The 20,232-nt window shown below is 71.8% G+C and carries 22 protein-coding genes and 1 pseudogene; 12 read left to right on the top strand and 11 right to left on the bottom strand.

The window, feature by feature from the left end; genetic code table 11:
• Nucleotides 1-64: 64 nt before the first annotated feature.
• From ICC28_RS18000 to ICC28_RS17970, 7 genes and pseudogenes are all read right to left on the bottom strand, one after another.
• A complete protein-coding gene (locus ICC28_RS18000; RefSeq protein WP_188289609.1) occupies nucleotides 65-769 on the bottom strand; it encodes an HAD family hydrolase in 705 nt (234 codons plus the stop codon).
• Nucleotides 770-819: 50 nt separating this feature from the next.
• The gene (locus tag ICC28_RS17995) at nucleotides 820-1,491 is read right to left on the bottom strand and encodes a phosphatase PAP2 family protein (protein WP_188289608.1); all 672 of its coding nucleotides are present in this window, start codon (nucleotides 1,489-1,491) and stop codon (nucleotides 820-822) included.
• Between the two features lie 57 nt (nucleotides 1,492-1,548).
• On the bottom strand, nucleotides 1,549-2,478 hold the full coding sequence (locus ICC28_RS17990; RefSeq protein ID WP_188289607.1) for a M56 family metallopeptidase: 930 nt from the start codon (nucleotides 2,476-2,478) through the stop codon (nucleotides 1,549-1,551).
• Between the two features lie 74 nt (nucleotides 2,479-2,552).
• Entirely contained in the window at nucleotides 2,553-3,092 is a 540-nt protein-coding gene (locus ICC28_RS17985) for a DUF5134 domain-containing protein (protein WP_188289606.1), read from the bottom strand.
• 247 nt (nucleotides 3,093-3,339) lie between these two features.
• Nucleotides 3,340-4,427: pseudogene (locus ICC28_RS17980) on the bottom strand (aldo/keto reductase).
• Nucleotides 4,428-4,498: 71 nt separating this feature from the next.
• The gene (locus ICC28_RS17975; RefSeq protein ID WP_188289605.1) at nucleotides 4,499-5,263 is read right to left on the bottom strand and encodes a VOC family protein; all 765 of its coding nucleotides are present in this window, start codon (nucleotides 5,261-5,263) and stop codon (nucleotides 4,499-4,501) included.
• Nucleotides 5,264-5,299: 36 nt separating this feature from the next.
• Nucleotides 5,300-5,512 carry a hypothetical protein gene (locus ICC28_RS17970; RefSeq protein ID WP_411158604.1) on the bottom strand — a complete coding sequence of 71 codons (213 nt, stop codon included), beginning with the start codon at nucleotides 5,510-5,512 and terminating at the stop codon, nucleotides 5,300-5,302.
• 107 nt (nucleotides 5,513-5,619) lie between these two features.
• Between ICC28_RS17970 and ICC28_RS17965 the strand changes: the two genes are divergently transcribed.
• Nucleotides 5,620-6,519: an N-acetyltransferase gene (locus tag ICC28_RS17965; protein WP_188289604.1), complete on the top strand. Its 900-nt coding sequence runs from the start codon at nucleotides 5,620-5,622 to the stop codon at nucleotides 6,517-6,519.
• 54 nt (nucleotides 6,520-6,573) lie between these two features.
• Here the strand turns inward: ICC28_RS17965 and ICC28_RS17960 are convergent, their stop codons facing one another.
• On the bottom strand, nucleotides 6,574-6,966 hold the full coding sequence (locus ICC28_RS17960; RefSeq protein ID WP_188289603.1) for a VOC family protein: 393 nt from the start codon (nucleotides 6,964-6,966) through the stop codon (nucleotides 6,574-6,576).
• 391 nt (nucleotides 6,967-7,357) lie between these two features.
• On the opposite strand from ICC28_RS17960, the gene ICC28_RS17955 reads away from it, so the two are divergent.
• The gene (locus ICC28_RS17955) at nucleotides 7,358-7,897 is read left to right on the top strand and encodes a GNAT family N-acetyltransferase (protein WP_411158603.1); all 540 of its coding nucleotides are present in this window, start codon (nucleotides 7,358-7,360) and stop codon (nucleotides 7,895-7,897) included.
• Between the two features lie 18 nt (nucleotides 7,898-7,915).
• Here ICC28_RS17955 and ICC28_RS17950 read toward each other — a convergent pair whose 3' ends face one another.
• On the bottom strand, nucleotides 7,916-8,599 hold the full coding sequence (locus ICC28_RS17950; RefSeq protein ID WP_188289601.1) for a glycerophosphodiester phosphodiesterase: 684 nt from the start codon (nucleotides 8,597-8,599) through the stop codon (nucleotides 7,916-7,918).
• Nucleotides 8,600-9,026: 427 nt separating this feature from the next.
• On the opposite strand from ICC28_RS17950, the gene ICC28_RS17945 reads away from it, so the two are divergent.
• The 5 genes from ICC28_RS17945 (at nucleotide 9,027) to ICC28_RS17925 (ending at nucleotide 13,671) form a co-directional block, all read left to right on the top strand.
• The gene (locus ICC28_RS17945) at nucleotides 9,027-10,424 is read left to right on the top strand and encodes a DUF6421 family protein (RefSeq protein WP_188289600.1); all 1,398 of its coding nucleotides are present in this window, start codon (nucleotides 9,027-9,029) and stop codon (nucleotides 10,422-10,424) included.
• Nucleotides 10,425-10,459: 35 nt separating this feature from the next.
• Nucleotides 10,460-11,209 carry an SDR family oxidoreductase gene (locus ICC28_RS17940; protein WP_188289732.1) on the top strand — a complete coding sequence of 250 codons (750 nt, stop codon included), beginning with the start codon at nucleotides 10,460-10,462 and terminating at the stop codon, nucleotides 11,207-11,209.
• Nucleotides 11,206-12,276 carry a threonine aldolase family protein gene (locus ICC28_RS17935; RefSeq protein WP_188289599.1) on the top strand — a complete coding sequence of 357 codons (1,071 nt, stop codon included), beginning with the start codon at nucleotides 11,206-11,208 and terminating at the stop codon, nucleotides 12,274-12,276. Before ICC28_RS17940 ends, ICC28_RS17935 begins: the two co-directional genes overlap by 4 nt.
• Before the next feature lie 108 nt (nucleotides 12,277-12,384).
• Nucleotides 12,385-12,957 carry a transglutaminase-like domain-containing protein gene (locus ICC28_RS17930; protein ID WP_188289598.1) on the top strand — a complete coding sequence of 191 codons (573 nt, stop codon included), beginning with the start codon at nucleotides 12,385-12,387 and terminating at the stop codon, nucleotides 12,955-12,957.
• A 21-nt stretch (nucleotides 12,958-12,978) separates the two neighbouring features.
• Nucleotides 12,979-13,671: a B3/4 domain-containing protein gene (locus ICC28_RS17925; protein WP_188289597.1), complete on the top strand. Its 693-nt coding sequence runs from the start codon at nucleotides 12,979-12,981 to the stop codon at nucleotides 13,669-13,671.
• Nucleotides 13,672-13,683: 12 nt separating this feature from the next.
• Here the strand turns inward: ICC28_RS17925 and ICC28_RS17920 are convergent, their stop codons facing one another.
• Nucleotides 13,684-14,412, bottom strand: a complete 729-nt coding sequence (locus ICC28_RS17920) for a lysophospholipid acyltransferase family protein (RefSeq protein WP_188289596.1) — start codon at nucleotides 14,410-14,412, stop codon at nucleotides 13,684-13,686.
• Nucleotides 14,413-14,733: 321 nt separating this feature from the next.
• On the opposite strand from ICC28_RS17920, the gene ICC28_RS17915 reads away from it, so the two are divergent.
• The 4 genes from ICC28_RS17915 (at nucleotide 14,734) to ICC28_RS17900 (ending at nucleotide 17,705) form a co-directional block, all read left to right on the top strand.
• Nucleotides 14,734-15,054 (top strand): thioredoxin family protein, encoded by a 321-nt coding sequence (locus ICC28_RS17915; protein WP_188289595.1) that lies wholly within the window; start codon nucleotides 14,734-14,736, stop codon nucleotides 15,052-15,054.
• A 115-nt stretch (nucleotides 15,055-15,169) separates the two neighbouring features.
• Nucleotides 15,170-15,679: a flavin reductase family protein gene (locus ICC28_RS17910; protein WP_188289594.1), complete on the top strand. Its 510-nt coding sequence runs from the start codon at nucleotides 15,170-15,172 to the stop codon at nucleotides 15,677-15,679.
• A 220-nt stretch (nucleotides 15,680-15,899) separates the two neighbouring features.
• Entirely contained in the window at nucleotides 15,900-16,688 is a 789-nt protein-coding gene (locus tag ICC28_RS17905) for an electron transfer flavoprotein subunit beta/FixA family protein (RefSeq protein ID WP_188289593.1), read from the top strand.
• Nucleotides 16,689-16,742: 54 nt separating this feature from the next.
• Nucleotides 16,743-17,705 carry an electron transfer flavoprotein subunit alpha/FixB family protein gene (locus ICC28_RS17900; RefSeq protein WP_188289592.1) on the top strand — a complete coding sequence of 321 codons (963 nt, stop codon included), beginning with the start codon at nucleotides 16,743-16,745 and terminating at the stop codon, nucleotides 17,703-17,705.
• Nucleotides 17,706-17,766: 61 nt separating this feature from the next.
• Here the strand turns inward: ICC28_RS17900 and ICC28_RS17895 are convergent, their stop codons facing one another.
• Nucleotides 17,767-18,672 (bottom strand): endonuclease/exonuclease/phosphatase family protein, encoded by a 906-nt coding sequence (locus ICC28_RS17895; protein WP_188289591.1) that lies wholly within the window; start codon nucleotides 18,670-18,672, stop codon nucleotides 17,767-17,769.
• A gap of 203 nt (nucleotides 18,673-18,875) precedes the next feature.
• Between ICC28_RS17895 and ICC28_RS17890 the strand changes: the two genes are divergently transcribed.
• The gene (locus tag ICC28_RS17890) at nucleotides 18,876-20,171 is read left to right on the top strand and encodes a DUF6986 family protein (protein WP_188289590.1); all 1,296 of its coding nucleotides are present in this window, start codon (nucleotides 18,876-18,878) and stop codon (nucleotides 20,169-20,171) included.
• The last annotated feature ends 61 nt before the right edge of the window (nucleotides 20,172-20,232 follow it).

The following is a 20,232-nucleotide window of genomic DNA, read 5'->3' as shown; positions in this document are numbered from 1 at the left end:
CTCGGGCGACGCGGGGGATCGCCCGAGGCGGGCGCGCATTCCCCGCTCGGAAAGTGGCCCTGGGCTACTTCTCCGGGGCGGGCGGGACGAGGCCCAGCACCGGCCGCAGCCCGTCCGGCCGCTCGGCCACCGGCAGATGGTCCACGAAGTGCACCCCGCATCCCAGCGCCGCGGCCCCGCCGTCCGCCCGCCGGTCGTCGCCGACCATCAGGACCTCGCCCGGATCGGCGCCGAGCTCCGCGCACGCGGCCCGGAACAGCCGCGGGTCCGGCTTCTGGACACCGTGCTCGTAGGACAGGACGTAGACGTCCACGTACCGGTCGAGGCCGTGCTCGCGGAAGACCGGCCGCAGGTCCCAGCCGATGTTGCTGACCACGCCGACCCGGATACCGCGCTCCCGCAGCGCGCCCAGCACCTCCGCCGCGTCCGGGTACGGCCGCCAGGCGGCGGGCGTCATATGGCGGTCGTAGAGGGCGTCGTGCAGCCGCTCGTCCGGGAGCGGGACGCGGCGGGAGAGGCCGGTGTACGCGGCGCGGTGCAGTTCCGGGGTCTTGTCCCGGACGCCCCAGACGCTGGCGACGTCCTCGGGCAGCCAGGCGGGGGCGGCACCGCCCGGCAGCGCCCCCGCGGCCTCCAGCCCCCGGACGGCCTCGGCCAGCTCCGCTCCGGACAGCTCGACCTTCCGCTCGGCGAGCGCCCCGCGCAGCCAGGACTCGGTGGACTCGATCCGGAAGAGGGTCCCGGAGAAATCGAACAGGACTGCGGTCATGGTCGGATCCTACGAGGGGACAGAACCCCGTCAGGGGCAAACGCGACCGCTCACGGTCGCCACCGGACGAACGCCGCGACCGCCAGCGCCACCACCGCGGCACCCATGAGCCAGCCGCCGACGACGTCCGTGCCCCAGTGCACGCCCAGCCAGACGCGGGTCAGGCCGACGCCGACGACGGAGACCACCGCCACCGCCACCGCCGTACGCCACAGGGCACGGCCGGCGCCGTAGTGGTGCAGCAGGTACAGCAGCAGGCCGCAGACCACCGTGGCGGTCATGGCGTGACCGGAGGGGAAGGCCGCGTAGTGGGCGGAGTCGACGGGGTCGGGCCAGACGGGGCGCGAGCGGTCGACCGCGGCCTTCAGGCCCTGCTGGAGCAGCGAGCTCAGCAGGGTTGTCGCCGCCAGCCACAGGGCCGCCCAGTGCGCCGCCCGCCACCGCACCAGCCACAGCGCCACGACCGCGGCCAGCAGGCGCATCGTCCAGGGGTCCCAGACCCAGTCGGTCAGGATCCGGCACGCCCGGGTGACGCCGGATTCCTCGACCGCCCAGCGGTGCGTGGTCTCGGCGATGTCCCCGTCGAGGGTGATCAACGGGTGCCAGGCGACCGCGACCAGGACGAGCAGTAGCGTGGAACACAGCCCCAGCGCGCCGGCCCAGCGGAGGGCGGCGCGGTGGACGGGGCGGCGGGGCGGGGCGTCGACGGACCGCGTGCTCATACTGCGATCCTCGCCCACCTGTGGGGCGTGAGGCCAATGCGGCCGCGGTGGGCCCGGCTACCCCAGCGCCCGCAGGGCCGGTACGAAGGTCACCAGCACCGGCACCACCGGCACCAGCGCCGCCGCGGCCGTCAGGCGCAGCCGGCGCCCCGCGGTGAGCCGGTCGGGGGGAGTGAGCAGCCGGTTCACCCGGTGCGGCACCTGCGCCTGCGGGGTCGGGCAGGGGCCGAACACGCCCCGGTCCTCGTTGAGTTCGACCAGTGCCAGGGCGGTGGTGAGGCGCCCGTGGCGGCGCGAGGCCGTGTCGTCGGCGGCGAGTTCGACCAGTCGGTGCATCTCGTCGCGGAACGCGGCGAAGACCGGCACCTGCGGGAACCCGGCGGCCAGCGCCGCCGAGCAGTGCAGCAGCCAGTCGTGGCGGGCCTGCGCATGACCCTGCTCATGGGCGAGCAGGGCGTCCAACTGCCTGCCCTTGAGGCGGCGCAACGCGGCCGTGGTGATGACCAGTTGGGGCACCGCGCCGGGCAGCCACCAGGCGTCCGGCCGCTCGCCCTCCAGGATCACCAGGCGGTCCGGACCCGGCTGCTCGCCGGGCAGGAGCGGGGCCCGCACCAGGAGTTCGGTCCGCCGGCCCCGGCGCCGGGCCCGGGCCACCTCGCGGACCAGCATCGCCCCGCTCCACAGCCCGCCGCACGCGAGCGCCACCGCGGTCGCCGCCGCCCAGGGGCCGGTCACGCCGTGGGCGTAGGCCTCCACGACCGACTGCGGGGCCGGCGCGAAGACGTGACCGCGCACTGCCTGCCAGGCCGCCGCCGCGCTGAGCGTCATCGACAGCGCACAGCACAGGAGTACGGCCGCCACCACGCACTGCCACGCCCACAGGGCGACCACCGGTTCACGGTCCGGCCAGTCGGCCCGGGCGAGGAGCCGCGGGGCGACGACAGCGGTCACGGCGGCGAGCAGCAGCAGTGCCGCGGGGACCATCATGGGAGCAGCCTATGAGCGCGGTACTGCCCTGGGGTATGGCCTGTCGCGGCAAAGTGACGCAGACCACGGCAGGTTCACAGCGTCAGCAGCATGGCGACCATGGCGATCCCCATCGACAGCCGGCAGGCGCGCGCCAGCTCGGGCCGGTCGCCCAGCCGCACCGCACCCCCGCCCGCACCGGCCGGGACCAGCCGGACGCCGGCCAGCAGCACGTAGCCGGTGAAGTACAGCAGGAGCAGGCCCGTCACCACCGGGACGCCGGAACCGCCGTGCCCGGCGTGGTGGGCGGGGGAGGAGGCCATCACGACCGCCATGTAGACCATGGCCCCGGTGCCCACCAGATGGTGCAGATGGTGGGCGCTCGCGCGCGCCGCCCACAGGGCGCGCAGGCCGGCCAGCCCGAAGACGAGCGCGTAGCCGGGCCACGCCCACGACGGCGGGGTGAACACGGCGGCGGGCACGGCCATGGCGGCCATGCCGAAGCCCATGAGCGCCTCGCCGCCCGCGGCGCTGCGCTGCTCCTCGACGCTGCTGCGCATCCGCAGCAGACAGTAGGCGCCGGTCGCCGCGCACAGCGCGACCAGCAGCCAGCCGGGCGAAGCCGGTAGGTACACGCGCCCCTCCCCGCTCGACGGTGCCGGGCGCGTCGCCCGACGGTCGGTCAAGGAATGCCCGTGCCACGCGGCGCGCACGCGAGCGCAAGGGTGTACACGGGGAGCATTCGGCGGAGCACGGCAGGTGAGGGGTGCCTTGCGGGCAAAACATCAGTGGGGGACGCGCCCGGCAGGCGGGTGGCCAAACGGATTCCTGCCGGATCAACTCGCGTACGAGGCCGCCGTACTGGCGCCGCGCGGGTGGGCGTCAGAGGACGTCGTGCACGGTGCGGCGATGGGTGGAGCGGCGGTCGTCGATCTCCGTCCAGCGGTCGCCGTAGACGTTGCGGGTGATCTGCGGCTCGCGGAGGAAGTCGTGCGGGAAGCCCAGCGGGACCGCGCTCACCGCGTCGAGCCGGGCGACCGCGTCGGCGTCGAGCCGGATGTCGACCGCGCCGAGGTTGTCGGCGAGCTGGCTCTCCCCGGTCGCCGCGATGACGGGCACGACATTGCCCGGCCGGCCCAGCAGCCAGGCCAGGGCCACCTGGGCCGGGCTCCAGCCGCCCTGCTCGGCGATGTCGAGGACCGCGGTGACGATGTCCTCCTGGCGCGGGTCGGGCTCGCCGTTCTCGCCCGTCAGACGTCCCGTCCCGCCCGTGCGGTACTTCCCGGTGAGCTTCCCGCCCCCCAGCGGCGCCCAGGCCAGCACGGCCAGGTCGAACGCCCGCGCCTGCGGCAGCAGTTCACGTTCCGGGGTCCGCTCCAGCAGGCTGTAGCGCAGCTGCGATCCGGCGAACGCGGTCCAACCCCGCAGCTCCGCCAGGGTGTTGGCCTGCGCGATCTCCCAGGCCGGCCAGTCCGAGACGCCGACGTACAGCACCTTGCCGGTGCGCACCAGGTCGTCCAGGGAGCGCATGACCTCCTCGACCGGGGTGAAGTTGTCCCGGGCGTGCACCCACAGCACGTCCAGCCGGTCGGTGCGCAGCCGCTCCAGGCTCGCCTCCACCGACTGCACCAGGTTCTTGCGGGAGTTGCCCGCGGCGTTGACGTCGCCGTCCCGGATCCCGCACGTGTACTTGCTCGCCAGCACGAACCGGTCGCGCCGCCCCTGGAGAAGCTCCCCGAGGATGCGTTCCGAGCTGCCGTCGGTGTAGTTGTTCGCGGTGTCGACGAAGTTGCCGCCCGCGATGGGGGTGCCCCCGCGTGAGCTCATTCGAGCGTGGGGGAGTACGCGTCGAGGATCCGGGCGCTGGTCTCCTTGTCGGCGCCCCAGCCCCAGTCGTCGCCGACGGTCATTGTGCCGAGGCTCAGCTCGCTCACGCGCAGACCGGTCCTGCCGAACAGTGTGTACCGCACGTCCATTGTCCCTTCGGGTCGTCCGTGCGGTCGACGCTAGGAGCTGGAGTGCCCTCCAGCGCAAGGCCGGTTCAGCGTGCGTAGGAGGCGTCGTACACACCGAAGACCGCGCCCTGCGGATCCCGCAGCACCGCGAGCCGCGGGCCCTCGGGCACCGACGTGGGCTCCATGAGGATCGTGCCGTGGGCCGCCGTCGCCGCGGCCGCGGTGTCGTCGACGTCCGCGACCGCGAAGTACGGCAGCCAGTGCGGCGGCACCTCGTGCGGGAACTTCTCGTCCATCGTCACCATGCCGCCGAAGTCGGCCCCGTCGACGCCCCACTGCGTGTAGTGCTCGGAGGCGTTGACGCTCCAGCCGAACACCGCCGTGTAGAAGGCCACGGCACGCTCGGGCGCCCGGGTCATCAGCTCCACCCAGCCCAGTGAGCCGGGCGCGTTGAACACCCCGGCGCCCGGGAAGGTGCGCGCCTGCCACATCTGGAAGGCGGCCCCGGTCGGGTCCAGGACCACGCTGAAGCGGCCCACGTCGAACACGTCCATCGGCCCGACCAGCACCGTCGCCCCGACGGCCTCCGCCTTCGCCGCGGCGGCGTCCGCGTCCGCCACCGCGAAGGACACGTTCCAGGCGACCGGCTGCGACTCCTGGTACAGCGGCGACAGGGCGGCGACGGGGGCCTCCCCGAGGTGGGCGATCGTGTAGCCGCCCGCCTCCGGCCGCGGATCCGTCTCGGGCCGCCAGCCGAACAACCGCGTGTAGAACCGCTTGGCCCCCTCAAGATCACTCGTCCCCAGCTCGGTCCAGCAGGGGCCACCGGTCACCGGCTTGTCGAGCTTCATGGCGTTCCTTCCGCAGGGAGTGCCTCCCGAAGCACGCTAAGCCCGCACCGGGCGACCGGCCATCCAGGGCGCGTCCAGGCCGCGGAAGAGGAGTCGGCTCAGGACGGGCATGGCGATCAGGAGGGTCAGGGCCATCCGCAGCGAGGTGGCGTCGTCGGCCAGGTGTCCGAGCCGGGGGCTCAGGAGACCGCCGACGCTGACGGTGAGGCCGAGGACGACGCCGCCCGCGGTGCCGATGCGGGAGGGCACCCGTCCGGCACCCCCCTGGCCGGACGCTCCCGACCCCGCGTACCCTCGTCGGCGTACCGCATCTCATGGCGGCCTCCCCGCTCACCACCACGACCCGGAGGTCCCGTATGTCCGCCCTTGAGGTGCGCCCCTTCCGCCGTGACGACCGCGACCAGCTCACCGACCTGGTCAACGCCCATGTCGCCGCCGTCGTCCCCGGCGTCTCCGTCTCCACCAACACCGTCCTCAGCGCCCTGGAACGGCAGCCGGACGAGTTCATCACCGACCCCTGGGTGTCTGAGCGCGTCACCCTCGTCGCCGAACAGCGCCGGTACGTCGTCGCGGCCGCCCATCTGCTGCGGTACCGCGCGGACGCCGAGGTCGGCGCGGACTACCGGGACTCGGGGGAGATCAACTGGCTGGTGTGCCGGCCGCGCGCGTCCTTCTGGCCGGACGCGGAGGAGGCCGCCGACCTGCTGATGGCCGCCTGTCTGGCGCGGCTGGCCCGCTGGAACGTCCGGGTGCGGTACGCCGACGGCTCCCTGCCCGCCCCGGTCGTGTACGGCCTGCCCCGCAACTGGCCGCACATCCGGGCCGCCTACGAGCGGTCGGGCTTCAGGCACCTCGGGCACACGGAGGTCGTGCTGCTCGCACGCGTCGCCGACCTCCCCGCCCCCGAGCCCGCGCCCGGCGTCACCGTCGAACGCAGCCTGGGGGAGTGCGGCACCCGTCTCACCGCCTACGACGGCCCGCGTGCCCTCGGCCACGTCGAGGTCGACACGGCGCTCGCCCGTCCCGAGCGCCACACCCGGGCCGCGGGCCTCGCCGACCTCGGCAACCTGCGCGCCGAGACCGAGGAGACGGCCCGCCTGCTCCTCGCCCAGGCGGCCCACTGGGCGGGCCTGTGCGGAGCGGACCGCCTCGTCGCCTACGAGGATGCCACCGACCGGGCCGCTCTCGACCGCCTCACCTCGGCCGGCTTCCGGGAACTGACCCGCACCGACCGGGGCTGGGAGCACCGGCCCTGAGCCGACGCACGTCCGGGGCGGCCCCGGGACGCGGCCGTACGGTCCGGGGGCCGCTCAGATCCCGGGCCGGTACCGCAGCGGATGATCCAGGGGCGTCTCCACCAGGACGATCCGCGTGCCGTCCGGATCGGCGATCCACATCTCGATCAGGCCCCACGGTTCCTTCACCGGCGGCCGGACGATGTCGACGCCCTTGGCCTTCAGCTCCTCGTGGGCGGCGTCCGCGTCCTCGACCTGGAGCCAGAGTTGCAGGGCGGGGGAGGGCGGGGTCTCGGAGCGGCCGGAGAGTTCCAGGAAGCCGCCGCCCAGGAAGTAGACGGTGCCCCGCTCCGGTCCCGTGCCGAACTCGCGCTGGACGGCGAGGCCGAGCTGTTCGCCGTAGAAGGCGCGGGAGCGGTCGGGGTCGACGGGGTGGAGCAGGATCCTGCTGCTGAGAACATGCACCATGCAACCGGAGCGTAGTGGCAACGCCGAGCGGGTCGGGTGAAGCCGGCTGCGGTTCGGCAGCGCCTGAAGGGGCCGGGGAAGTGCGCGACCGGCCACGACGGCGCCGCAGGCGAGGCAGACCCCGTCGCGGCACTTCCGGCGGAGCGCTTAGGGCCTGTCCGGCGGATCATGCCGCAGACGCGGGGCCTGGCACGCCCATCTGCGGCGTTGTCGTCGGTTGCCGACGCTCCGCGTCGACGCCCTCCTCCGCCTTGCAGCTGCACGCACCGGGCCCCGCTCACCGGCATCGATGAGTCACCGCCGCTTTCCTGCGACCTGATCCGCCGGACAGGCCCTAGTCTCGTCGGTGCCCCGGCCGCGCCGGGAATGCGACCCGCCCCGAGAAGTGGAGATGCGCCCCATGGAGACCGGACTGACCTTCCGTGACGCCACCGACGCCGACGTCGACGAGCTGGTCGCGCTGATCGAGTCGGCCTACCGGGGGGACTCCAGCCGGGCCGGGTGGACCACCGAGGCGGACATCCTCGAAGGGCAGCGGACCGACCCGCAGGGCGTGCTGGAGGTCATCAAGGACGCCGACAGCCGGCTGCTGACCGTGGAGCGGGACGGGCGGATCGTCGCCTGCTGCCAGCTCGAACACCGCGGCGCGCACGCCTACTTCGGGATGTTCGCGGTCAGCCCCGCCCTCCAGGGCGCGGGCCTGGGCAAGACAGTGATCGCCGCGGCCGAGCGCACCGCCCGGGAGGCGTGGGGCGTGACGCAGATGCACATGACGGTGATCTCGGTACGGGAGGACCTCATCGCCTGGTACGAGCGCCGCGGCTACCGCCGTACGGGAGAGATGACGCCCTTCCCGTACGGCGACGAGCGCTTCGGCATTCCGCAGCGGGACGACCTGCAGTTCGAGCTGCTGGTCAAGGAGCTCGCGTGATCGTTGCGCCGTCGACCGTCACGCGGTGAAGCGGCCGGTGCGCTTGATCTCCGGGTAGTCGGTGGTGGCGCCGTCGAGCTGGAGGGCCCGTACCAGGCGCAGGTGGTCCTGGGTGTTCACCACCCAGCCGATGATTCTCAGATCCGCCTTGCGGGCCTCCTCGACCACCTCAAGGGTGAGCCGGCGGATGTTCAGGCAGACCGTTTCGGCGCCGGCCTCGACGGCGCGCTCCACGATGTCGAGGCCGTAGCGGCTGCCGATCAGCGCGGTCCGTACGCCCGGCAGCAGCCGGGCGATCTCGGCGATCGCCTCGTCGTGGAAGGAGGACACCTCCACCCGGGAGACCAGGTCCCGCCGCTGCATCACCTCCGCGAGCGCCCGGGCCGCGGCCACGTCCTTGATCTCGGCCTGGAGCGGTGCCGTCACGGCCTCCAGGACCTCCTCGAAGACCGGCACCCGCTCGCCCTTGCCCGCGTCCAGGGCACGCAGCTCCGCGAGCGTCTTCTCGGCGATCGGGCCGGAGCCGTCGGTCGTGCGGTCCACGTCGGTGTCGTGCATGACGACGAGTGCGCCGTCCTTGCTCAGATGCAGATCGAGTTCGATGACGTCGAGGCCGGCCTGCTGGGCGGCGACGAAGGAACGGAGGGTGTTCTCGGGTTCGACACCCATCATTCCGCGATGACCGATGGTGAGGAAGTTCAAGGTTCGACTCGCTTCCGTCGACGGCGGCTCGGCACGCGCACGGACCGGAGGGGGACGTTCGCGCGGCAGGCCGCAGCCTAACCGCCGGGGACGGTGATGAAACCCGTGCGTACACGGGGATTCGGGCCGCCCGGGGGCAGGATTCGGCCAGCATCTGGTGTGTACCCGCACGGGCGCCCGGGCAGGCGGTCCCCCGGGCGTGGGCGAGTCGCCCGGCCTGTGGCCGCCGGGCGGCGGCGCGGGCGGTACACCCGGCGGGGCAGGGGGCGGCCGTCCGGCACGGGCAGGCGCCGACCCCGTATCCGGCAGGAAAAAATTCGGTGACGACGGGGTGTGAGCAGGAGATTTTCCTGAGACCCCCCTTGCTGGGAGGAACCGCCTGCGCATACGGTGGGCTTACGAGAGGTTCTCCCGTGGAGGATGAGACATGACGGAAATTCTTGTGCAGTCGGGTGTGGGGGAGCAGGTTCCTCCTACGGCCAGGGTGGTGGAGCACCCGGCATGGCCCGTGCTCAAGGATGCCGTGGAGCGAATCCGGCCATGGCAGTCCAAGGACGGGTCGATCGACTTCGAGGCCGAGGGTGCCCCGGCCGCCGCCGACGCCGAGGCCGCCGTGGCCCGGATCGTCGAGGCCGTCGAGGAGCTGTCGCCGCTGCTGCCGCACGACGCGGAGTACCACCAGGCCCTGATGAAGGACCTGGGCCGGTGGGCCGAGGGCGGCTTCCAGGTGCCGGACTTCCTCGACTCGCTGCTGGCCTTCCACCCGGCGGCGAACCGCGCGGACGGCCTCCAGCACCTGGTGGTCTTCCCGATGTACACGCAGAACGGCAACCCGGACCGCAACCTCGAAGCGGTCGTGCTGCGCATGGTCTGGCCCGACTGGCTGGCCGAGCTGGAGCGCACCCGCTACGACAACCCGCTGTTCTGCGGCATCAAGTTCGAGGACTTCACGGCCGGGTACGACACCAACTCCGCCGTGCTCTTCCCGGAGACCATCGCCGTACGCGAGGCGCCGGAACGATTCACCTGGGGTGGCATCTTCTGTGACCGCGAGGCCGCCCGCTTCCGCCGGGTGACCGACGCCGCCGTCGACATCCTGGGCCTTGAGCTGCCCGAGGACATCGCCGCGATGGTCCACGACCAGAAGCGCTGCGAGGAGGCCTTCGTCCTGTGGGACATGGTCCACGACCGCACCCACAGCCACGGCGACCTGCCCTTCGACCCGTTCATGATCAAGCAGCGCCAGCCGTTCTGGATGTACGGCCTGGAGGAGCTGCGCTGCGACCTGACCGCCTTCAAGGAGGCCGTCAAGCTGGAGGCGGAAGGCGTCCCGCAGGCCCGTGACGTGCAGTACGCGGTCCTCTTCGACCGCATGTTCCGCTTCCCCGTCACCGGCGACCGCGTCCGCAACTACGACGGCCTCGGCGGTCAGCTGCTCTTCGCCTACCTGCACAAGCACGACGTCGTCCGCTGGACCGACAACAAGCTCTTCATCGACTGGCAGCGCGCCCCGCAGGTCACCAACGAGCTGTGCGGCGAGATCGAGAAGCTGTACCGCGACGGCATCGACCGCCCCAAGCTCGTCCACTGGTTCGCCGGCTACGAGCTGGTCTCCACCTACCTCGCCCCGCACCCCGGCTCCAAGTGGGCCAAGGGTCCGGACGCCCTGGACCTGTCCCAGCCGCCGCGCAAGCTCGTCGATGACGTGCTTCCCGACGAGTTTCCCCTGAGCATGTTCTATGAGGCCCTGTCCAAGAAGCTCAAGAACGTGATCGCCTCGGCCAAGGGCATCACGGCGGACAGCGCCGAGCGAGTCGCCGCGTGAGCGACCGCAACACCACTGCTCAGGAGGCGAAGAACATGGCGGGGAACGGAGCTCTCAGCGGTGCGGTGATCGCGGTGGCCGGTGCGGGCGGACCCGCCGGCCGGGCGACCCTGCTCAGGCTGGCCGAGGCGGGCGCGACCGTGGTCGGCGCCGACAACGACCCCGAGCGCCTGGCGGAGGCCGTCGACGCGGCCCGCTACGCCGCCGGCGGCGCCACCGTCACCGGCGAGCCGGTCGACCTGCTCGACCTGGAGTCGACCCGCGACTGGGCCGGCCGGATCGAGAAGGACTTCGGCCGGGTCGACGGGCTTGTCCACCTCGTCGGCGGCTGGCGCGGCAGCGAGACCTTCGTCAAGACCAGCCTCGACGACTGGGACTTCCTGGAGCTGCTGCTCATCCGCACCGTGCAGCACACCTCGCTCGCCTTCTTCGAGGGCCTGCAGCGCAGCGAGCGCGGGCGGTACGTCCTGATCAGCGCCGCGGGCGCGTCCAAGCCCACGGCCGGGAACGCCGCCTACGCCGCCGCCAAGGCCGCCTCCGAGGCGTGGACGCTCGCGCTGGCCGACGCCTTCCGCAAGGCGGGGGGCGCCGACGGACCGACGTCCGCGGCTGCGATCCTGGTGGTCAAGGCGTTGGTGCACGACGCGATGCGCGCCGAGCGGCCCAACGCGAAGTTCGCGGGCTTCACGGACGTCAAGGACCTCGCCGAGGCCATCACCGGCGTCTGGGACCAGCCCGCCGCGGAAGTGAACGGAAAGCGTCTGTGGCTCACCGAGAAGCCGTGAACCCCCCGAAGACCGACGCGCGTCGCCACCACGACCCGGAGGTCCGCGGTTTCGCCAGCGACAACTACGCCGGGGCCCACCCGGAGGTGATGGCCGCGCTCGCCCTGGCCAACGGCGGCCACCAGGTCGCCTACGGCGAGGACGACTACACGGAGAACCTCCAGCGGATCGTCCGCAGCCACTTCGGGCCCACGGCGGAGGCGTTCCCGGTCTTCAACGGCACCGGCGCCAACGTCGTCGCGCTCCAAGCGGTCACCGACCGCTGGGGCGCGGTGATCTGCGCCGAGAGCGCGCACATCAACGTCGACGAGGGCGGCGCCCCCGAGCGCATGGGCGGCCTGAAGCTGCTCACCGTGCCCACGCCGGACGGCAAGCTCACCCCCGAGCTGATCGACCGGCAGGCCTGGGGCTGGGAGGACGAGCACCGCGCGATGCCGCAGGTCGTCTCGATCACCCAGAGCACCGAGCTGGGCACGCTGTACACGCCCGAGGAGATCCGCGCGATCTGCGACCACGCCCATGCCCACGGCATGAAGGTCCACCTCGACGGCTCCCGGATAGCCAACGCGGCGGCCTCGCTGGACGTCCCGATGCGGACCTTCACCAACGCGGTGGGCGTCGACATCCTCTCCCTGGGCGGCACGAAGAACGGCGCCCTGTTCGGCGAGGCGGTCGTGGTCATCAACCAGGACGCGGTCAGCCACATGAAGCATCTGCGCAAGCTGTCCATGCAGCTCGCCTCCAAGATGCGTTTCGTGTCGGTGCAGTTGGAGGCGCTGCTCGCCAAGGACCTGTGGCTGCGCAACGCCCGCCACGCCAACGAGATGGCCCAGCGCCTGGCGGAGGGCGTGCGGGCCGTGCACGGTGTGGAGATCCTCTACCCGGTGCAGGCCAACGGCGTCTTCGCCAAGCTGCCGCACGACGTGAGCGAACGGCTGCAGAAGCGGTTCCGCTTCTACTTCTGGGACGAGGCCGCGGGCGTCGTGCGCTGGATGTGCGCCTTCGACACGACCGAGGAGGACGTGGACGCGTTCGTGGCGGCGCTCAAGGAGGAGATGGCTCGCTAGAAACGCGCGCCGACGGAGAAGGCGGCGCACTGGAGCACAATGCATAGGTATGCGGTCACTCGAAAAGTCATTGACTGTCGGGTGATCGCATTCCTATGCTCTGCGGACATGGAGCTCATCCAGGAAACCCCTGACCTGTCCGCATACTTGGCTGCTGACGAGGTCATCGACCATGATCATCCGCGGGTGCGCGCGACCGCCGCACGGCTCGCGGCGCAGGCCGAGGATTCGTATGCCTATGCGCGACTGGCCTTCGATTTCGTGCGTGACACCATCCCGCACTCCCAGGACTCCGGCGACCCCCGTGTCACCTGGCGCGCCTCGGACGTCCTGGAGCAGCGCACCGGCATCTGCTACGCCAAGTCCCACGCCCTGGCCGCGCTGCTGCGCGCCGAGGGCATCCCGACGGCGCTGTGCTACCAGAAGTTCGAGGTCGTCCACGGGCTGGTCGCCGTGCGGTTCAACGGGGCCTGGCACCGGCAGGATCCGCGGGGCGGCGAGGCGGGGGCTGCGGGCGCGTTCTCCCTGGGCGGGGAGCGGCTGCCCTTCCTTCCGGACCCGGAGTTCAATGAAGTGGACTACGACGTCCTGTACGCTCAACCCCATCCGGCCGTACTCGACGCGCTGCGGGCCGCGCCCGACGCCGCGTACCTTCAGAAGACGCTCCCGACCGCACTCTGAACTCTGACGCAAAGGCGCACCATGACGCTCGCCCTGACCGTGTCCGACGACGTGCGCGCCCTCGCGCCCGGCTTCACGCACCTCGCGATCGAAGCGCGCGGGCTCGTCAACGGGCCCAGTACGGACCGCAGTTCCGGCCTCCTCGACGACGCGGCCCGCCGCCTGGCGCTGCGCCTGGACGGGCGTGCCCCGCACGAGGACCCGCACATGGCCGCCTGGCGTGCGACGTACACGGCGTTCGGCTCGAAGCCGTCGCGCACGCGCAACTCGGCGGAGGCGCTGGCGAAGAGGGCGCTGACCGAGGCGGGGCTGCCCCGGATCAACCTGCTCGTCGACCTCTACAACGCCGTCAGCGTCGCCCATCTGATCCCGGTGGGCGGCGAGGACCTGGACCGCATCCAGGGCGGCATGCGCCTCGTCCGGGCCGCCGGCGACGAGGACTTCGTGACCGTCGCGGGAGGCGAGGAGACCGTCGAGCACCCCGACGCCGGCGAGGTGGTGTGGTGCGACGACGCCGGCGTGACCTGCCGCCGCTGGAACTGGCGCCAGGGCCCGCGCACCCGGCTCACCGAGGACAGCGTCTCGGCACTCTTCCTGCTGGAGAGCCTGGCCCCGACGCCGGTCGGCGAGGTCGAGAAGGCGGCCGCCGAACTGGCCGGGCTGCTGGAGGAGTTCAGCCCGGGTGCGCGGATCGACGTCCGCGCACCCGCGTGACGGACGGCCCGGTCAGCGGGCCTCGGCCTCGCGCACCTGCTCCGGGGTGGGCGCCGTACCGCCCAGGTGTGCGGGCATCCACCAGGTGTCGCTCGCGTCCTTGGGGCGTACGGGGTAGGCGCGCTGCGCGGCTTCCAGGAGCTCCTGGACGCGCTCGCGCACCTGGCGGGTGATGGCCCCCGCGTACTTGTCCTTGGACGCCTCGATGGCCTCGCCGACGCGGATGGTGACCGGGATGTGGCTGCGCTTGAAGTTGCGCGGGTGGCCCTTGGTCCACAGTCGCTGGGTGCCCCACACCGCCATCGGGACCAGCGGGACGCCCGCCTCCTGGGCCAGCCGGGCGGCGCCCGACTTGAAGCTCTTCAGCGTGAACGACTGCGAGATCGTCGCCTCCGGGAAGACCCCGACGATCTCGCCCGAGCGCAGCGACTGCAGCGCGTGCTGGTAGGCCGCCTCGCCCTGCTTGCGGTCCACGGGGATGTGCTTCATCCCGCGCATCAGCGGACCGGAGATCCTGTGCCGGAAGACGGACTCCTTCGCCATGAACCGCACCAGGCGCTTCTGGGGGAGCGCCGCCAGGCCGTTGAAGACGAAGTCCAGGTAGCTGATGTGGTTGCTCACCAGCACGGCGCCGCCCGAGCGCGGGATGTTCTCCGAACCCTTGCAGTCGATCTTGAGGTCCCACGCCTTGAACATCGTGAGGGCGAGACCGACGACGGGACGGTAGACAAGCTCTGCCATGGACGGGGGGAACCCTTCCTTCTCTGCCAGGGAAGGGAGCTCCTGGCGGAAAGTTACGCAGCCGTAGGTTTACGGCATCTCGCAGATCGTGCCCCAAGAACGCGCGGGGAGCCAGTCCTGGTGCCGGTCAACGGCGAGATCCTCGTCACGTCGTCCCTTGATCAACCTCGGCCTTTTATGAAGCCTTTACTTCACGCGTACCCTCACTTGCCGCGTGAGCAGGGGTAATTCACGCGTCCGCCCGCGCCGAGCCCGAGAGTCGGGAATGTTCGCGGCCCTGCGGGGCGCTGGGGACGTCGACGGACTTGGCGGAAACGGAGAGTGCTGGTGCGCCGAACACGACTCGGACCGGACGAACTGGGCGGGCGGCTCGGCGAGCGCGCCACCCTCGTGCAGTTCTCCAGCGCCTTCTGTGCCCCCTGCCGCGCCACGCGACGCATCCTCGGCGAGGTGGCCGGCATGGTCCCGGGTGTCGCCCACGTCGAGATCGACGCCGAGGCCCGCCTGGAACTCGTACGGGATCTGGAGATCCTCAAGACCCCGACCGTGCTGGTCCTGGACGCGGGGGGCCGCGTCGTGCGCCGGGCCGTCGGACAGCCGCGCAAGGCGGACGTGATCGCCGCCCTCGGGGAGGCCGTGTGACACGCGACATGCCCAGGGTGAGCCATCTCCCACATCACGGACGGAACTTGACTGTGCGTACTGTCTATCGTCAGTCTGACTGTATGTCCCCGGTGCCCCCTCTCTCCAGGTGTCCATGACCGCCGGCCCCGACCTCGACACCGCCCGGCTCGCCTCCCCCGAGCTGCTCCGCTCCGTCTTCCGGCGGCACGCGGCAGGTGTCGCGGTGATCACCGCCAGTGGCGCGTCCGGCCCCGTGGGCTTCACCGCCACCTCCCTGACCTCGGTCTCGGCCGAGCCCCCGATGCTCTCCTTCGGTATCGGCACCGGCTCCTCCAGCTGGCCCGCGGTGGAGCGGGCCGGCCACGTCGGCGTGCACATACTCGGCGAGCACCAGCGCGAACTGGCCGCCACCTTCGCCCGCAGCGGCGCCGACCGGTTCGGGCCGCCCACCGAATGGCGCGAGGGACCCGAGGGCGTGCCCGTCCTCGACGGCGTGCTGGCCTGGCTGGTGGGCCGGGTCGTCGCGCGCGTGCCCGCCGGGGACCACCGGATCGTGCTGGCCGAGGTCGTGCACGGCGACCAGGCCGCTCCCGGGCGTCCGCTGCTGTACCACCAGGGTCGGTTCACCGCCCTGTGTGACTGATCGCGCACCGGACCCGTCCTGCGGACCCGTCGAGTTCCGATTACGCTGCGTTGCACAGGTCACAGTTCAAAGCGCTTGCTTAGCGGGAACGAACTGGGTGTACTGACGAGTAATATTTCGCTCGGAGCGCGGGTCGCCCCGAGCGGGAACGGCCACTTGGGGCGCCTATGCTGCCTGCAAGTAGGCAGCAGAGAAATGTCGACGCAGTAGGAGAGCCGGCGTGAGCTTGAGGATCGTTGTCACTGTGAAGTACGTGCCCGACGCCACTGGCGACCGGCACTTCGCCGATGACCTGACCGTCGACCGGGACGACGTGGACGGTCTGCTCTCCGAACTCGACGAGTACGCCGTCGAGCAGGCGCTGCAGATCTCCGAGAACTCCGACGACGACGTGGAGATCACCGTCCTGACGGTGGGCCCCGAGGACGCCAAGGACGCGCTGCGCAAGGCGCTGTCGATGGGCGCCGACAAGGCGATCCACGTCGACGACGAGGACCTGCACGGCACCGACGCCATCGGTACCTCCCTGGTGCTGGCCAAGGCCATCGAGAAGGCCGGCTACGACCTGGTGATCTCCGGCATGGCCTCCACCGACGGCACCATGGGTGTCGTCCCGGCCCTGCTCGCCGAGCGCCTGGGCGTCCCGCAGGTCACGCTGCTCTCCGAGGTCTCCGTCGAGGACGGCACGGTCAAGGGCCGCCGCGACGGCGACGCCGCCTCCGAGCAGCTGGAGGCCTCCCTGCCGGCGGTCGTGTCGGTCACCGACCAGTCGGGCGAGGCGCGTTACCCGTCCTTCAAGGGCATCATGGCCGCCAAGAAGAAGCCGGTTGAGTCCTGGGAGCTGGACGACCTGGACATCGAGGCCGACGAGGTGGGCCTGGAGGGCTCCTACACCGTGGTCGAGTCCGCTGCGGAGCGTCCGGCCCGTACCGCCGGCACGATCGTCAAGGACGAGGGCGAGGGCGGCAAGCAGCTCGCTGAGTTCCTCGCGGGCCAGAAGTTCATCTGAGCCCGGATTCGCTGACCGCCCCTCATCTTTCGCAAGCAGGAGAGAAGAAGTCCCATGGCTGAAGTTCTCGTCTACGTCGACCACGTGGACGGCGCCGTCCGCAAGCCCACCCTGGAGCTGCTGACGCTCGCCCGCCGCATCGGCGAGCCCGTCGCCGTCGCCCTGGGCAACGGCGCCGCCGACACCGCCGCCGCGCTCGCCGAGCACGGCGCGGTCAAGGTCCTCACCCACGACGCCGCCGAGTACGCCGACTACCTGGTCGTCCCGAAGGTCGACGCCCTGCAGGCCGCCTACGAGGCCGTCTCCCCGGCCGCCGTGCTGGTGCCCTCCTCCGCCGAGGGCAAGGAGATCGCCGCCCGCCTGGCGCTGCGCATCGGCTCCGGCATCATCACCGACGCCGTCGACCTGGAGGCCGGCGACGAGGGCCCGGTGGCCACCCAGTCGGTGTTCGCCGCCGCCTTCACCACCAAGTCCCGCGTCTCCAAGGGCACCCCGGTCATCACGGTCAAGCCCAACAGCGCGGCCGTCGAGGCCGCCCCGGCCGCCGGTGCGGTCGAGGCCCTGGCCGTGACCTTCTCCGAGAAGGCCACCGGCACCAAGGTCACCGCGCGCACCCCGCGCGAGTCGACCGGCCGCCCCGAGCTGACCGAGGCCGCGATCGTGGTCTCCGGCGGCCGCGGTGTGAACGGCGCGGAGAACTTCGCGATCATCGAGGCGCTCGCCGACTCCCTCGGCGCGGCCGTCGGTGCCTCGCGTGCCGCCGTCGACGCCGGCTGGTACCCGCACACCAACCAGGTCGGCCAGACCGGCAAGTCGGTCTCGCCGCAGCTGTACATCGCCAACGGCATCTCCGGCGCCATCCAGCACCGCGCCGGCATGCAGACCTCGAAGACGATCGTGGCCGTCAACAAGGACGCCGAGGCCCCGATCTTCGACCTGGTCGACTACGGCGTGGTCGGCGACCTGTTCGACGTCGTCCCGCAGCTCACCGAGGAGATCAAGTCCCGCAAGGGCTGATCCGCCGAAGCCGTACGAGGCCCCCGCGACCGTGTCCGACGGCCGCGGGGGCCTCGGCCGTTCACCCCAGGCTCAGCGAGGCCTGCACCGGCAGGTGGTCGCTCGGGTACTGGCCGTCCTCGGCGAAGGTGTTGATCTGCGCCCAATGCGTGATGACGCCCGGCGTGGTCAGGATCCAGTCGATCCGGTCGCCGCCCGGCGTCAGCGGCCGGTAGCCGTGAAAAGTCCCGTACAGCGCACCACGCGCGCGGGCGGTCTCCCAGGTGTCGACGAGCCCGGCGCTCAGGACGGCGTCGTAGACCGGGTCCTTGCGGGCGGCGACGTTGAAGTCCCCGGTGACCACGACCGGCAGGGAGGCGTCCAGGCCGCCGATCCGCTCGGCGAGCAGGCCGGCGCTGCGGGTGCGGGCGTACGGGCTCGCGTGGTCGAAGTGGGTGTTCAGGACGTAGAACTCCCGTCCGCCCTCGCGCCGTTCGCGGAAGCGGACCCAGGTGACCATGCGGGCGAAGGAGGCGCCCCAGGTGTTCGAGCCGATCACGTACGGCGTGTCGGAGAGCCAGAAGTGGTCGTACTCCAGCGGGGTCAGGCGGCGGCGGTCGTAGAAGACGGCCATGGATTCGTCGTGGCTGCCCCGTAAGCGGCCGGTGCCCACCCAGGCGTAGTGCGGGCCGAGGTCGGTGTCGATGTCGAGGAGCTGCGGGAAGAGGCCCTCCTGGGTGCCGATGACGTGCGGGGCCTCGCGACGCAGCAGTTCGCGCATCACCGGTCTGCGCACGGCCCAGCTGTGCGGCTCGGCGGTGCTCGCGAAGCGCAGGTTGAAGGACATCACCTCCAGGCGGCGCGGCGGGCCCTCCTGCGCCACGGCGGACGACTGCGGCAGTGCTGTACTGGAGAGAGGCGTGGTGACCGCGGCGGCCAGCGCGGCCTTGAGAACCGGACGGCGCGTGACTCGGCTGTGGTGCGGCACGGGGGCTCCTTCGGTGGGAACGGCCGGACGAGTCGTGCGGGGCGTGTGTACGGAAGTGTCTTACCGCGAGGTGAGGTGGTCGTGAACATGCCGAGATGGCGGAGTGGCTCCCCGTGGACACGGTGTTGACCATCCGAAGGGGCCCAGATAACTTCGTTCTACGGATTGTTGATTCCGTACAGCGGAAAACTGGAGGGTGTGGGATGGGTCAGGGCCAGCAGGAGACGGTGGCGACGAGCCTCGCGGGCGCCGTCAGCGAGGAGATCAGCGCCTCCCTCGCGCCGGTCGACGCCGAACTGGAGCGCCGCTACCCCGGAGACCCCGGCACCCGCCAGCCCGTCCACACCGTGTACGTCCCCGGGGACGTCTTCGCCGCCGACACCATCCGCTCCTGGGGCCGGCAGGCCCTCGGCCTCCTCGACGAACACGCCCCCGACGCCGCCTCCTTCGCCGCCGTCCTCGGCCTGCCCGACGACCTCGCCGAGCCCGTGTACACGCGCGTGCGGGCCAAACTGGAGCGCGAGCCGATCGAAGACCTGCGCGTCGACTTCGAGGACGGCTACCAGGGCGGGGACGAGGACCGGGACGCGGCCCGCGCCGCCCGCCTGATCGCCGAGGCGTACGAGGAGGGCACGGCGGCCCCGTACATGGGCATCCGCATGAAGTGCATGGAAGCGGCCGTACGCGACCGCGGCATCCGCACCCTGGACATCTTCCTCACCGGTCTGATGGAGGCCGGCGGCCTGCCCGACGGGCTCGTCCTCACCCTGCCCAAGGTCACCTACCCCGAACAGGTCACCGCCATGGTGCGGCTGCTGGAGGCCTTCGAGAAGGCCCGCGGCCTCGAGCCCGGCCGGCTCGGCTTCGAGATCCAGATCGAGACCAGCCAGTCCATCCTCGCCGCCGACGGCACCGCCACCGTCGCCCGCATGATCCAGGCCGCCGAGGGCCGCGCCACCGGCCTGCACTACGGCACCTTCGACTACAGCGCCTGCCTCGGCGTCTCCGCCGCCTACCAGGCCAGCGACCACCCGGCCGCCGACCACGCCAAGGCGATCATGCAGGTCGCGGCCGCGGGCACGGGCGTACGCGTGTCGGACGGCTCCACCAACGTCCTCCCGGTCGGTACGACCGAGAAGGTGCACGACGCCTGGCGGCTGCACTACGGCCTCACCCGCCGCGCCCTCGGCCGTGCCTACTACCAGGGCTGGGACATGCACCCCGGCCACATCCCGACCCGGTACGCGGCCGTCTTCGCCTTCTACCGCGAGGGCTTCGAACAGGCCGCCGCCCGCCTCGCCCGCTACGCCAACCGGGCCGGGGGCGACGTCATGGACGAACCCGCGACCGCGAAGGCGCTCAGCGGGTACCTGCTGCGCGGCCTGGACTGCGGGGCACTCGACAACGGCGAGGTCGCCCGGCTCACCGGCCTGACCAGGAGGGACCTGGAGGGCTTCGCGGCGCCCCGGCGGGGTGATCTGACGCTCTCCGGGGCGTAGCCGCACTGTCACCTTCGCCCTTTAGGCTGTACGCCACGCAGAGGTGAGTCACAGAAACGGC

This window comes from Streptomyces sp. TRM68416 (assembly GCF_014596915.1).
In the GTDB taxonomy this organism is placed as follows: domain Bacteria; phylum Actinomycetota; class Actinomycetes; order Streptomycetales; family Streptomycetaceae; genus Streptomyces.
This window is presented reverse-complemented; position numbering and strand designations above follow the sequence as displayed.